Here is a 13,832-nt window from a genome sequence, read left to right as displayed (position 1 = left end):
AGCCGGCGCGCCCCTCAGGAGACAAACATGAAACGCTACTTCGCCCCCTTGTTGCTGGCGGCGGCCGCCGCCGCCGCGTCCACGTCGCCCGCGCTGGCCGCCGATGCCTACCCTGCCGCGCGCCCCGTGACGCTGATCGTGCCCTTTCCCCCCGGCGGCCCCACCGACGCTCTGGCTCGCCGGCTGGCCGAGAAGCTGCGCGAACCGCTGCAGCAGAACGTCATCGTCGAGAACCGCGGCGGCGCCGGCGGCAATATCGGCGCCGCATACGTTGCCGGAGCCAAGCCCGACGGCTACACCATCCTGTTCGGCACCTCGGGCCCGCTGGCCATCAACGTCAGCCTGTACAAGAACCAGGGCTACAACCCCGAAACCAGCTTCGCGCCCGTCATCCGCATCGGCCACCTGCCCAACATCCTGGTGGTGAACCCCTCGGTGCCGGCCAACAGCGTGCAGGAACTCATCGCCTACGCCAGAAAGAACCCGGACAAGCTGAGCTACGCCTCGTCGGGCAACGGCGCCTCGTCGCACCTTGCCGGCATCCTGTTCAACCGCATGGCCGACACCAAGATCATGCATATCCCATACAAGGGCACGGGCCCCGCGCTGAACGACCTGCTGGGCGGCCAGGTGTCGATGTCGTTCACCGACATCCTGACCGCGCTGCCCTACATCAAGGCCGGCAAGTTGCGCGCCATCGGCCTGGCCAGCGCCCAGCGGTCCGACGCGCTGCCGGACCTGCGCACCTTGTCCGAGCAGGGCCTGGCGGGCTATGACGTCAGCGTCTTCTTCGGCATCGTCGCCCCCAAGGGCACGCCGGCCGAGGTGGTGGACACCTTGAACCAGGCCTTCAAGAAGGCGCTGTCCGACCCCGCCATCGAACAGGCCCTGCGCACGCAGGGCATCGTCGAAGCCCAGGACAAGACGCCGCAGGGCCTGTCCGCGTTCATCACCACGGAAGTCCCCAAGTGGCGCGAGCTCATCACGAGCGCCAACGTTTCCATCGACTGAAGCAGAACATAATGGCCCCATCCCTACCCAACGCCGGCGCCCTGGCGGGCTGCAAGGTGATCGACCTGTCCCGCGTGCTGGGCGGACCCTACTGCACGCAGATCCTGGCGGACCACGGCGCCGACGTGCTGAAGATAGAACCGCCCGGCGGCGACGAGACCCGGGGCTGGGGACCGCCCTTCCTGGGCGATACGGCGTCCTACTTCATCGGCGTGAACCGCAACAAGGAAGGCATGACGCTGGACCTGTCGCAAGCCGCGGGCCAGGAGCTGCTGCGCCACCTGCTCGCCGACGCCGACGTGCTGGTCGAGAACTTCAAGCCCGGCACGCTGGAGAAGTGGGGGCTGGGCTACGAAGCCTTGAGCGAGGCGTTCCCGAAGCTGATCCATTGCCGCGTCAGCGGTTTCGGCTCGGACGGCCCGCTGGGCGGGCTGCCAGGCTATGACGCCTGCGCGCAGGCCATGTGCGGCCTGATGAGCGTGAACGGCGAAGCGGACGGCGACGCCACGCGCGTCGGCCTGCCCGTGGTGGACATGGTGACCGGCCTGAACGCGGCCGTGGCCATCCTGCTGGCGCTCAACGAGCGCGGCCGCAGCGGACTGGGCCAGTTCCTGGACATCACGCTGTACGACTGCGCGTTGTCGCTGCTGCACCCGCATGCGCCCAACTACTTCTATAGCGGCAAGACGCCCAAGCGCAGCGGCAACCAGCATCCGAACATCGCGCCCTACGAGACGCTGCCCACCGCCAGCGGCCCTATCTTCCTGGCCGTGGGCAACAACCGGCAGTTCGCGCTGCTGGCGCAGGTCCTGGACGCGCCGGGGCTGGCGGAGGACACGCGCTATGCCGCCAATGCCGACCGACTGCAGAACCGCCAGGCGCTGCGGGACGAACTGTCCGCGCTGCTGGCCGGCCACGACGCGGCCGCGCTGGCCGATCGCCTGCTGCGCGCGGGCGTGCCCGCCGCGGCCGTGCAAACGGTGGATCAGGCGCTTGCACATCCGCATACCCGGCACCGCGGCATGGTGCTGGAGCAGGGCGACTACAAGGGCGTGGGATCGCCGATCAAGCTGTCGCGCACACCTGCCGCGCTGCGCAAGTTGCCGCCCGCGCTGGCCTAGTCCTCCGGGCCGGACGACAGGCAAGCGCGTTTCCAGCCCGGCTCATGCCGGGCTTTTTTTCCGCTGGCACAACGTGCCGCGAAACGTTGACCGGCATCTCACAGCCTCCAACAACTTAGACATTTCGTTGCAACACTCGGCCGCTCGCCGCCTTAGACTTTTCCATCACCTCGCGTTGCCTTGGCGCGCCTCCCGAAAACCAAAGAAAGAGGAGAAAGGACTATGGCCACGAAAGATCCGCAGGACCACGCCCCGCTCAAGCGGGTGATGGGCCCCAAGCTGTTGCTGCTGTTCATTGTGGGGGACATCCTCGGCACCGGCGTGTATGCCCTGACCGGACAGGTGGCCGCCGAGGTCGGCGGCGCGGCCTGGCTGCCGTTCCTGGTGGCCTTCGCGGTCGCCTTGCTGACCGCGCTGTCCTATCTTGAACTGGTCACCAAGTATCCCAAGGCCGCCGGCGCGGCGCTCTACGTCCACAAGGCGTTCGGCCTGCACTTCCTGACGTTCATCGTCTGCTTCACCGTGATGTGTTCGGGCCTGACCTCGGCCGCGACCGCCTCGCAGGCCTTTGCCGCCAACCTGTTCGTCGCCATGGGCGTGAAGGCCGACAAGAGCTGGATCACGTTCGGCGCCCTGGGGTTCATGCTGCTGGTCATGCTGGTCAACCTGCGCGGCGCCGCGGAAAGCGTCAAGGCCAACGTGGTGCTCACCCTGATCGAGCTGTCCGGCCTGCTGATGGTGATCGTGCTGGGCTTCTACGCCATCTCCGGCGGACAGGCGGATTTCTCGCGCGTCGTCGCGTTCGACACGCCCGAGAACAAGAGCGTGTTCCTGGCGGTGACCTCGGCCACCGCGCTGGCGTTCTTCGCCATGGTCGGCTTCGAGGACTCGGTCAATATGGCCGAGGAAACGCACGAACCCAGCCGCATTTTTCCCAAGGTCATGCTGACGGGGCTGGGCATCACCGCGGTGATCTACGTGCTGGTGTCGATCTGCGCCGTGGCGCTGGTGCCGGTGGGCGAGCTGGCCAAGAGCAGCACGCCGCTGGTGCTGGTGGTCAAGCGCGCCGCGCCCGGACTGCCGGTGGAATACATCATGCCCATCATCTCGATGTTCGCCGTGGCGAACTCCGCGCTGATCAACATGATGATGGCCAGCCGCCTGCTGTACGGCATGTCGCGCCAGGGGGTGCTGCCGGCCTTCCTGGCCCACGTGCATCGCAAGAACCAGACGCCCTGGACCGCCATCCTGTTCACCACCGCGCTGGCCTTCGGCCTGATCATCCTGGTGGCGCTGGCCGACTCCCAAGCCATCCGGGCGCTGGGCGGCACCACCGCCCTGCTGCTGCTGGGCGTGTTCGCCTTCGTCAACGTGGCGGTGCTGGTCCTGCGGCGCGACAAGGTCAAGCATGAGCACTTCACCATCAACCGCATTGTCCCGTGGCTGGGCGCGGCCGCCTGCCTGTTCCTCGTCACCCCGCTGACGGGGCGCGATGTGATCCAGTACCAGGTCGCGGGCTGGCTGCTGTTGCTGGGCGTCGCGATGTGGGGCGTGACCTACCTGGCGCACCGCCGCGAACGCAAGATGGAGATGGACCCGTCCACGCTGGAATGACCGCGCGGCGTCAGCCGCCCTCGGCCAGGCCTTCGCGGCGCGGGTCCGCCCCGCCTTGCAGCCCGCCGTCGATGACGATGCCGTGGATGCCGCTGGGAAACTCGGTGATGCGCACCGGGTGCCCCATGCGCTCCAGTTCCGGCGCCAGCGCCTCCAGCGGCGTCCCCTTCTCCAGCTCGGTGTCCTTGTTGCGGCTGCCCATGTTGGGCAGGGCTATGGCCGCCTGGATGTCCAGGCCCCAGTCCAGCACGCCCACGATGGTCTTGGCCACGTAGTTGATGATCGCGCTGCCCCCGGGCGACCCCACCAGCAGGTAGGGCTTGCCGTCGCGCAGCACGATCATCGGCGCCATCGCGCTGCGCGGACGCTTGCCCGGCTCGATCCGGTTCGCCACCAGCCGGCCCTCGGGGTCCTTGAACGACGAGGAAAAATCCGTCATCTCGTTGTTCAGCAGGAACCCGCGCACGAAGATCTTGCTGCCGAATTCGCTTTCGATCGTGGTCGTCATGCTCAGCGCATTGCCGCGGGCGTCCACCGCCACCAGATGGCTCGTGGAGGGCAGCTCCAGCGCGTTGTCGCGGCCCAGGGACAGGAGCTTGCCCTCCGGGTCTCCGGGCAGGGCGACCTTCATGCTGCGGTCGGGCTGGATCAAGGCGCCGCGCGCGCGCAGATAGGCCGGATCCAGCATCGCGCGCACCGGCACCCGCACGAAGTCGGGATCGGCGACGTAGAAATCGCGGTCGGCGAACGCCAGGCGGCCGGCTTCGGAAAAATAATGCACGGCTTGCGCGCTGCCCGGCGCATAGCGGCCGAGGGGAAACTGCTCTAGCGCGCCCAGCATCTGCAGCACGGCGATGGGCCCGCTGCTGGGCGGCCCCATGCCGCACAGCTCGTAGCCGCGGTAGGCGCCGCAGACCGGCTCGCGCGTCTTCGCGCGGTAGCCGGCCAGGTCCGCCAGGCTCAGGTCTCCGGGCACTGCGTGCCCATGCACCGCGGCCACGATGTCGCGCGCGATGTCGCCCTGATAGAACGCGTCCGCGCCCTGTTGCGCGACCGCGCGCAGCGTGCGCGCGAATTCGGGATTCTTCAGCACATGGCCCACGGGCCAGGGCGCGCCGTCGGGCGCATAGAAGTAGGCGGCGGCGGCAGCCTGGGCGGGCAAGGCCTTGTTGCCCGCCAGCAGCGCGTGCAGGCGCGGCGATACGGCAAAGCCCTGCTCGGCCAGGCGTATGGCGGGCTGGAACAGATCGGCCCAAGGCAACGCGCCCTGCTCCTTGTGCGCCAGTTCCAGGCCGCGCAGCAAGCCCGGCACGCCCACGGACATGCCGTTGTTGACGGCTTGGGCGAAGGGCAGCGGCTTGCCCTCGGCATCCAGGAAGCGGTCGGGACGCGCCGCCGCGGGCGCCGTCTCGCGGCTGTCGTAGGTATGGATGCGGCCGTCCTTGGCCGAATACAGCACCAGGAAGGCGCCCCCGCCTATGCCGGACGACTGCGGTTCCACCAGGTTCAGCACCAGCTGCGTCGCGATGGCGGCATCCACCACGCTGCCGCCGCGCCGCAGCATCTCGTCGCCCGCCCGGGTGGCCAGCGGGTTGGCCGACACCATCATGAAATGCGGCGCGCGCACCAGCCGGCGCTCCTGGACGCCGCTGGCGGCTTCCGGGTTCAGGTCCTCGGCCGCCTGCGGCGCGCGCGCCCAGGAGGTGGAGAGAACGGGCATGGCGGCCATCGCGGCGGCAAGGAGGACGGCGTGGAGGCGTACGCGCATGAGTGGCTCCAGGGTGGCGCCGGACGTCCGGCAGGGGTTCATGATAGATCCGACATAGAATCGCGGTTCCGGTCCACCTTCCCCCAACCGCGTCATGCGCCTGCGCCACATCGAGATATTCGAAGCGATCCGCCGCACCGGCTCCCTGACGGAAGCCGCCGCCGCGCTGCACATCTCCCAGCCCGCCGCCAGCAAGCTGCTGGCCCATGCCGAGGCCCAGCTGGGCTTCAAGCTGTTTGACCGCGTTAAGGGCCGGCTGGTCGCCACGCGCGAGGCGGACATCCTCACGCCCGAGATCGCGCGCCTGAGCCAGGACCTCAACAGCGTGCGCAGGCTGGCCTCCAACCTGCGCGACCGGCCCAACGGCCACCTGCGCCTGGGCTGCGCCCCCGCGCTGGGCCTGGGGCTGCTGCCGGGCGTGGTGCGCGACAGCCGCGAGGCGCAGCCCGGCATCACCTTCGACATCCATACGCATCACAGCGCCGAGCTGGTGCAGGGCCTGCTGACCCGGGAACTGGACCTGGCCATCACGTTCGACACCAACGATTACCCGGGCCTGACCCGCATAAGCCTGGGCCATACCGAACTGGTGCACCTGAGCCGCAAGCCCGCCACCGGCCCCATGTGCCTGTCGGACCTTGCGGATCTTTCAGGCGACACCCTGATCGTGCTGGACGCCAGCGACGCCTCGGGCGCGCTGCTGCAATTGGCGCTGGATGCGCAAGGGCTGGCTCCGCAGGTCGCCATCCAGGTGCAGACGCATTACGTCGCATGCGCGCTGGTGGAGGCGGGCTGCGGCGACGCCATCGTGGACGCCATCACCGCGCAGGCGATGCTGCGCCCGGGCATGAGCCTGCGCCGGCTGGAGCCCGCGCTGCGCGTGCCGCTCAGCATCATGGCGCGCAGCCAGGACCCCCTGTCCGCGCTGCACCGCGAACTGATCGAGCGCCTGCGCGCCGCCTGCGACGCGCGCCTGGCCGGACTGGACGCACAGGCCTGAGCGGTCCACCGCCTGAATGCACAACGGGCGCCCGAAGGCGCCCGTTGTGCATGGTCGGCCGAGGCGGGCATGGCCCGCCCCGCGCAGCATCAGTCCAGCTTGATGTTCTGCTTCTTCACGACGTCCTGAGCCCAGTCGAACTGCTCTTTGATTTCCTTGGCGAACTCTTCCGGCGTATTGCCGGACGGCGCCGAGCCCTGCTCGTCCAGCGCCTTGATGACCTTCGGGTCCTTCAGGGCCACCACAGCGGCGTCGCGCAGCTTGTTGACGATTTCCATCGGCGTGCCCTTGGGCGCCAGCAGGCCGTACCAGACGGGCTGGTTCAGCACGGGGAAGCCCGCTTCCTTGAAGGTCGGGACGCCCTTGACGGCGGCGATCTGGTCGGGCCAGGCGATGGCCATGGCGCGCAGCTTGCCCGCCTGGATCTGCGGCATCGAGGAAGGCAGGTTGTCGAACAGGATTTCGATCTGGCCGCCGACGGCATCCGCCAGCGCCGGGCCCGAACCCTTGTAGGGCACGTGCACGATGTCGGTGCCCGTGGCCATCTTGAACGATTCGCCCATCAGGTGCAGAACGCCGCAGGTGCCCGAGCTGCCGTAGGAGTACTTGCCCGGGTTCTTCTTCAGCTCTTCGACGAAGCCCTTGAAGTCCTTGGCGGGAAACTTCGGGTTCACGGCGACCACGTTGGCGGTGTTGGCGAAGTTGGTGACCGGCTGGAAATCCTTGATCGGATCGTACGGCAGGTCCTTCGGACGGCAAGCCGGGTTCACGGCCATCGTCGACACGGTGGCGATGGACAGCGTGTAGCCGTCGGCATCGGCGCGCGCCGCTTCGACCGCGCCGATGGCGCCGCCTGCGCCGCCCTTGTTTTCCACGACCATCGGCTGGCCGAGTTCCTGGCTCATGCGCTGCGTCACGAGGCGCGCAATGATGTCGGTGGAACCGCCAGGCGCGAACGGAACGATCACGCGGATAGCCTTGCTGGGGTACTTGTCGGCGGCGTGGGCGACGGAGGCGCCAAGCGTGCCGGCGGCGCCGGTGGCCAACGCGATAGCCACTGCCAGGGAGCGAACTTTATTCATAGGTGTGTTTCCTCCAAGATTGCGAGCCCGTATGTGAACGGACCGTTGTGCGACGTACCCGCCTGTAGACGGGTCAGCAGATAACGGTGGGGGCGCGTTGCTTGTGCGCAGCGTCTTAAGCACTGCTTTTATAGGTTGCTTGTGGCACACACGCGCCCGCCAGAATGACGGAGAATAGCAGCAAATGCTTACATACGCATAGCGCGCCGATCCCCGGTTTGACGCTGGATAAACAACGCACTTGCCCCATGTCGGTTGCCCTTCTGGTTTTCCCTGATTTCATGCTGGTTGCGCTGGGTTGGGCGCTGCGTCACAAACTGGGGTTCGCGCGCGAGTTCTTTGCCGGCACGGAGCGCCTGGTCTACTTCGTCCTGTTTCCCGCGCTGCTGTTCCAGTCCATTCTGCGCACCCCCATCACGGCGGGCAACGCCGCCATGCTGTTGCAGGCCACCGCGGCCGTGGTGGCCGCCGGCGTGGCGCTGGCCTGGCTGGCCGGCCTGGCGCTGCGGCCCTCGTCGCTGGGCCTGGCCTCTTCCGCGCAGTGCGGCTACCGCTTCAACACCTATATCGGCCTGGCGCTGTCGGCCAGCCTGGCGGGGGCGCAAGGCCAGACGGTCATGGCGCTGATCGTCGGCTTCGCGGTGCCCATGGCCAATGTGGCCGCGGTCTACGGGCTGGCGCGCCACAGCGGCGGCAACCTGCTGCGCGAGCTGGCGCGCAATCCGCTGGTGGTGTCCACCTTGCTGGGCCTGGCCTGCAACCTGGCCGGCCTGCACCTGCCCGGCCCCGTGGACACGGTGCTGGCCCGGCTGGGCGCCGCCGCCATCGCCCTGGGCATCATCTGCGTGGGCGCCAGCCTGGCATGGGAAGGGGGCAAGGGCTACGGGGCGCTGATCGCGTGGATGCTGGCGGTCAAGCTCGTCGCGCTTCCCGCCGTCGCCTTGCTGGTGGCGCGCCTCTTGGACCTGCCGCCGCTGGAGGCGCGGATGCTGCTGCTGTTCGCCGCGCTGCCCACGGCCTCCGCCGCCTACGTGCTGGCGATGCGCATGGGCGGCGACGGCCGCATGGTGGCGGTGCTGGTCTCGCTGGGCACGCTGCTGTCGGCGGCCACGATTCCGCTGTGGCTGCTGTTCGCCGGGCAGGCATAAGGCGCGCGAAAAAAAGGCCGCCCGCAGGGGCAGCCTTTGCACGGACTGCGCCGCGGACTACGACGGCTTGTGCGCGTTGGTCATGGAGCCCGGCACGACCCATTCGGCGAACTGCGCCTCGGTCACATAACCCAGCGCCAGGGCCGATTCCTTCAGCGACAAGCCTTCCTTGTGCGCCTTCTTGGCGATCTGCGCGGCCTTGTCGTAGCCGATGTGCGGGTTCAGCGCCGTCACCAGCATCAGCGAACGGTCCACCAGTTCGGCGATGCGCTCGCAGTTGGGCTCGATGCCCGCGGCGCAATGCTGGTCGAAGCTGGCCATGCCGTCCGTCAGCAGGCGCACCGACTGCAGGAAGTTGTTGATCACCAGCGGCTTGTACACGTTCAGCTCAAAGTTGCCGCTGGCCCCGCCGATGTTGATGGCCACGTCATTGCCCATGACCTGCGCGGCCAGCATGGTGATGGCCTCGCACTGCGTCGGGTTGACCTTGCCCGGCATGATCGAGCTGCCCGGCTCGTTCTCGGGGATGCTGATCTCGCCCAGGCCCGAGCGCGGGCCGCTGGACAGCCAGCGCACGTCGTTGGCGATCTTCATCAGGCCGGCCGCCAGGGACTTCAGCGCGCCATGCGCAAACAGCAGCGCTTCGTGCGACGCCAGCGCCTGGAACTTGTTGGGCGCGGACACAAAGGCCGTGCCGGTGGCGTGGGCCAGTTCGGCCGATACCTTGGCGCTGAACTGCGGATGCGCGTTCAGGCCCGTGCCCACGGCCGTGCCGCCGATGGCCAGCTGATGCAGGCCCGGCAGGGTGGCGCGGATCTGCTGTTCGGCCAGATCCAGCTGGGCCACATAGCCCGACAGCTCCTGGCCCAGGGTCAGCGGCGTCGCATCCTGCAAGTGGGTGCGGCCGATCTTGACGATGTCGTAGAACTTGGCGCTCTTGGCCGCCAGCGTGGCGCGCAGCGCCTTCAGGGACGGCAGCAGGTGATGTTCCACCTGCACGGCGGCGGCCACATGCATGGCGGTGGGGAAGGTGTCGTTCGAGGATTGGCCGCGGTTGACGTGGTCGTTCGGGTGCACCTTGCGCTCTTCGCCGCGCACGCCGCCCAGCAGCTCCGAGGCGCGGTTGGCCAGCACCTCGTTCATGTTCATGTTGCTTTGCGTGCCCGAGCCGGTCTGCCAGACCGACAGCGGAAATTCATTGGGCCATTTGCCGGCGATGACTTCGTCGGCGGCGCGCATGATGCCGTCGGCGACCTTCGGGTCCAGTTCGCCCAGATCGGCGTTGACCTTGGCGGCCGCGCGCTTGAGCCGCGCCATCGCATTGACCAGCGGTTCCGGCATCTTCTCGGTGGAAATCGCGAAGAAATGCAGGGAACGCTGGGTCTGCGCGCCCCAAAGATGGTCTTCAGGAACCTCGATGGGGCCAAACGTATCTTTTTCGATGCGGGTCTTCATGGCGCGTACAACTCCGTGGCGGCGTCAGTCGCGGGCGGCGGGGCGGCCGTCATTCACGACATTATTGAGAATAGCAATCACTTATAGGTTAGCAGAAACCCGCATTCCTATAATTGCTCCAATCTGTGCTCCGATCATCGTTTTTTACCACTCGCTCCGCGCCATGTCCGCCCCTCTTTGCAGCCTGACCTTGCACCTGCCCGACGAAGCCGCCACGGAAGCGCTGGCGCGGCAGCTCGCCCCTCTGGTGTCCGGCGGCCAAACCGGCCCGGCGGGCGCCTGCATCCACCTCCAGGGAGACCTGGGCGCAGGCAAAACGGCCTTCACCCGGGCATTGTTGCGCGGATGTGGCATCACCGGCCGAATCAAAAGTCCTAGCTACGCGCTGCTTGAATCCTATAAAATTTCTAACTTATACTTCTATCATCTTGATTTTTATAGATTTAGTGATTCGCGCGAATGGTTGGACGCAGGATTTCGGGATTTACTGCGTGACGATGCGGTCGTTTTGATCGAATGGCCGGAGCGGGCAGAGGGTCTTTTACCCCCGCCCGACCTGCTTATTTCCCTTGCCTATGCCGGCGAAGGACGTGACGCCACCCTGACCGCGTACACCGCTCGAGGACAAACATGGTTGAACGCGATTGTCCCCCCGCCTCTGACGGCGCCCTCCCCTCGGCAGGCGCCACCCGGCGCCGCCTGATCAGCGTTGCTGCCACCCTGCTCGTCCTGCCGGTCCTGCCGCGCCTGGCGCAGGCGGCAACGATCCTGGCCGTCCGCACCTGGCCGGCCGAGGAATACACCCGGGTCACGCTCGAGCTCGACAGCGAGCTCAAGGCCGAACAATTCACGCTGGAAAATCCCCACCGCCTGGTGGTCGATATCGAGGGACTGACCCTTAGCGCAGCGCTGAACGACCTGGTCTCCAAGGTCCGCCCCGACGATCCCTACATCCAGAGCCTGCGCGTCGCCCAGAACCGCCCCAACGTGGTGCGGCTGGTGTTCGACCTGAAGCAACCCGTGGCGCCCCAGGTGTTCACGCTGAAGCCGGTGGCCGACTACCAGTTCCGGCTGGTGCTGGACCTGTACCCGAAAATCGCCCAGGATCCCCTGATCGCCATCCTGAACAAGCAGAGCGGCCCCGACGTGGACGATCCGCTGGCGCGCATCCTGGAAGACATCCAGCGCAACCCGGTGACGCGCGCGGATCCGCCCGAGCCGCCCCGCGTGCGCGGCCAGCAGCCCGCGCCCGCGCTGCCCACGGCGCCCGCCAAGCCGCCGTCCACCGCCAGCCGCGGCAAGCAGCGCATGCTGACCATCGCGCTGGACCCGGGCCACGGCGGCGAGGACCCCGGCGCCATCGGCAGCAGCGGCCTGCGCGAGAAAGACGTGGTGCTGCGCATCGCGCGGCGGCTGAAGGCGCTGATCGACAGCCAGCCCTATATGCGCGCCTACCTGACACGCGACGACGATTACTTCGTGCCCCTGCACGTGCGCGTGCAGAAGGCGCGCCGCGTGCATGCGGACCTGTTCATCTCCATCCACGCGGATGCCTGGGTCAAGCCCTCGGCCAATGGCTCGTCGGTGTTCGCCCTGTCGCAGCGCGGCGCCACCAGCGCCCAGGCGCGCTGGATGGCCGACAAGGAAAACGCGGCCGACCTGATCGGCGGCGTCAACCTGGGCAGCCACGACCGCCAGGTCGCCAAGGTGCTGCTGGACCTGTCCACCACCGCGCAGATCAACGATTCGCTGAAGGTCGGCAACGCCTTCCTGGACGAAATCAAGAAGATCAACCGCCTGCACAAGAACAGCGTCGAACAGGCCGGCTTTGCCGTGCTGAAGGCGCCGGACATTCCGTCCGTGCTGGTCGAGACCGCCTTCATCAGCAATCCCCAGGAAGAGGCGCTGCTGCGCAGCAACTCGCACCAGGACAAGCTGGCGCAAGCCATGATGACCGGCATCCAGCGCTACTTCACGGCCAATCCGCCGCTGGCGCGGCTGGGCGACGTCAGCTAGCCCGCCGGAGCAATGAAAAAGGCTGTGCGCCTGACGGCGCACAGCCTTTTTTTCGCGGACAAAAACCAAGGTGTCAGACACCGAAAACCAAGGTGTCTGACACCCTTTCCGCACCGCCTCGGATTGAAGACGGTCTCCCCAGGGTGTCAGACACCGTGCATCATCAAGGGTGTCAGACACCGTGCATGATCAGGCGCGGCGCGACCGGAACAGCTTGAACAGGCCTGCTCCCACCACCGGCACGATGGCCGCGGCCAGGCCCAGCAGGACAATGGTGTTCAGGTGCTCGCGGACCAGCGGGATATTGCCGAAGAAGTAGCCGGCCGCCACCAGGCTGATCACCCAGATGAGCGCGCCCAGGATGTTGAACATCTGGAACCGGGCCAGCGACATGTCGGCCACGCCCGCCACGAACGGGGCGAAGGTGCGGACCACCGGAATGAAGCGCGACATCACGATCGTCTTGCCCCCGTGCTTTTCGTAGAACGCATGCGTGCGCATCAAGGCTCCGCGGTCCAGAAAGCGCAGGTTCATCGAAAACACGCGCGGACCGATGTAACGGCCGATCGCATAGTTCAGCGTGTTGCCCGTCACCGCGGCGATGATGAGCAGGATGGACATCAGGATCGGATCGATGTGCCCCGTGGCGCCGAACGCGCCGGCGATGAACAGCAGCGAATCGCCCGGCAGGAAGGGCAGCACGACCAGCCCGGTTTCCGCGAAGACGATCAAGAACAGCACCAGGTACACCCACACGCCGTATTGCTCGACCCAGACGCCCAGCGTCTGGTCGATGTGGAGCACCATATTGAAGAACTCAAGCATTGAAGCAGCCCTGATATCGGAAGGGGAATTTGTCAGCGACTATAGCCCACCGGGCCATGACGCTAAAATCATCCACATAGCTACCAGACTCGAGCCCCATGACTGAACGCCGTTCCATCCTTGCGCTTCCCGACCTGCTGATCAGCCAGATCGCCGCCGGCGAGGTGATCGAGCGGCCCGCGTCCGTGCTCAAGGAAATCCTTGAAAACGCGATCGACGCGGGCGGGCGCGCCATCGAGGTGCGCCTGGAGGGCGGGGGCATCCGCCGCATCGCCGTCACCGACGACGGCGGCGGCATCCCGCCCGACGAACTCCCGCTGGCGCTGGCGCGCCACGCCACCAGCAAGATCCGATCGCTGAACGAGCTGGAATCGGTGGCCTCGATGGGATTCCGCGGCGAAGCGCTGGCGTCCATCGCCTCGGTCGCCCAGGTGTCCATCATCTCCCGCACCCGCGACGGCGAGCATGCCTGGCAGATCGACGCCGGCAGCATGCAGGTCGGCCCCGCCTCGGGCCCGCCGGGCACCACGGTGGACGTGCGCCAGCTTTTTGACGCCGTGCCGGCCCGCCGCAAGTTCCTGCGCTCGGAGGCTACCGAATTCGGTCACTGCGTCGACGCCATGGAGCGCATTGCGCTGGCGCATCCGCAGATCGCGTTCCGGCTGTTCCACCATGACCGCGCGCAGCGCCAATGGCTGCCCGCCGAACCGCCGCAGCGCATCCGCGATGTGCTGGGCGCGGAGTTCGCCGAACACGGCCTGCTGCTGTCGCACTCGGTGGGCGCCGTCAGCC

Annotated in this window: 12 protein-coding genes; 8 read left to right on the top strand and 4 right to left on the bottom strand. The window is 67.3% G+C overall.

What is annotated here, in order from left to right:
* Positions 1-27: 27 nt before the first annotated feature.
* The 3 genes from ACFWP0_RS18900 (at position 28) to ACFWP0_RS18890 (ending at position 3,746) form a co-directional block, all read left to right on the top strand.
* Positions 28-1,011, top strand: coding sequence for a Bug family tripartite tricarboxylate transporter substrate binding protein (locus ACFWP0_RS18900; protein ID WP_377844578.1), 984 nt, complete (start codon positions 28-30; stop codon positions 1,009-1,011).
* 11 nt (positions 1,012-1,022) lie between these two features.
* Complete coding sequence (locus tag ACFWP0_RS18895; protein WP_377844576.1) at positions 1,023-2,132, top strand: CaiB/BaiF CoA transferase family protein; 1,110 nt, start codon at positions 1,023-1,025, stop codon at positions 2,130-2,132.
* 222 nt (positions 2,133-2,354) lie between these two features.
* Entirely contained in the window at positions 2,355-3,746 is a 1,392-nt protein-coding gene (locus tag ACFWP0_RS18890; protein ID WP_377844574.1) for an APC family permease, read from the top strand.
* A gap of 10 nt (positions 3,747-3,756) precedes the next feature.
* Here ACFWP0_RS18890 and ggt read toward each other — a convergent pair whose 3' ends face one another.
* On the bottom strand, positions 3,757-5,514 hold the full coding sequence (ggt, locus tag ACFWP0_RS18885) for a gamma-glutamyltransferase (protein WP_377844572.1): 1,758 nt from the start codon (positions 5,512-5,514) through the stop codon (positions 3,757-3,759).
* 94 nt (positions 5,515-5,608) lie between these two features.
* Between ggt and ACFWP0_RS18880 the strand changes: the two genes are divergently transcribed.
* Complete coding sequence (locus tag ACFWP0_RS18880) at positions 5,609-6,514, top strand: LysR family transcriptional regulator (RefSeq protein ID WP_377844570.1); 906 nt, start codon at positions 5,609-5,611, stop codon at positions 6,512-6,514.
* Between the two features lie 89 nt (positions 6,515-6,603).
* Here the strand turns inward: ACFWP0_RS18880 and ACFWP0_RS18875 are convergent, their stop codons facing one another.
* Entirely contained in the window at positions 6,604-7,596 is a 993-nt protein-coding gene (locus tag ACFWP0_RS18875; protein ID WP_377844569.1) for a tripartite tricarboxylate transporter substrate binding protein BugE, read from the bottom strand.
* Between the two features lie 164 nt (positions 7,597-7,760).
* Between ACFWP0_RS18875 and ACFWP0_RS18870 the strand changes: the two genes are divergently transcribed.
* On the top strand, positions 7,761-8,744 hold the full coding sequence (locus ACFWP0_RS18870; protein ID WP_377844567.1) for an AEC family transporter: 984 nt from the start codon (positions 7,761-7,763) through the stop codon (positions 8,742-8,744).
* A 57-nt stretch (positions 8,745-8,801) separates the two neighbouring features.
* Here ACFWP0_RS18870 and fumC read toward each other — a convergent pair whose 3' ends face one another.
* Positions 8,802-10,199: a class II fumarate hydratase gene (gene fumC, locus ACFWP0_RS18865; RefSeq protein ID WP_377844565.1), complete on the bottom strand. Its 1,398-nt coding sequence runs from the start codon at positions 10,197-10,199 to the stop codon at positions 8,802-8,804.
* Positions 10,200-10,362: 163 nt separating this feature from the next.
* Here fumC and tsaE point away from each other — a divergent pair, with 163 nt between their 5' ends.
* Positions 10,363-10,902, top strand: coding sequence for a tRNA (adenosine(37)-N6)-threonylcarbamoyltransferase complex ATPase subunit type 1 TsaE (tsaE, locus tag ACFWP0_RS18860; RefSeq protein WP_377844563.1), 540 nt, complete (start codon positions 10,363-10,365; stop codon positions 10,900-10,902).
* The gene (locus ACFWP0_RS18855; RefSeq protein ID WP_377844561.1) at positions 10,830-12,215 is read left to right on the top strand and encodes an N-acetylmuramoyl-L-alanine amidase; all 1,386 of its coding nucleotides are present in this window, start codon (positions 10,830-10,832) and stop codon (positions 12,213-12,215) included. The genes tsaE and ACFWP0_RS18855 overlap by 73 nt, the downstream gene beginning before the upstream one ends.
* A gap of 189 nt (positions 12,216-12,404) precedes the next feature.
* Here the strand turns inward: ACFWP0_RS18855 and ACFWP0_RS18850 are convergent, their stop codons facing one another.
* Positions 12,405-13,040, bottom strand: coding sequence for a VTT domain-containing protein (locus ACFWP0_RS18850; RefSeq protein ID WP_377844560.1), 636 nt, complete (start codon positions 13,038-13,040; stop codon positions 12,405-12,407).
* Between the two features lie 98 nt (positions 13,041-13,138).
* On the opposite strand from ACFWP0_RS18850, the gene mutL reads away from it, so the two are divergent.
* Positions 13,139-13,832 (top strand): DNA mismatch repair endonuclease MutL (gene mutL / locus ACFWP0_RS18845; protein WP_377844558.1); only part of this gene is annotated, 694 nt, incomplete at its 3' end.

This window comes from Achromobacter sp. NPDC058515 (genome assembly GCF_042721735.1).
Lineage (GTDB): Bacteria > Pseudomonadota > Gammaproteobacteria > Burkholderiales > Burkholderiaceae_B > Achromobacter.
This window is presented reverse-complemented; position numbering and strand designations above follow the sequence as displayed.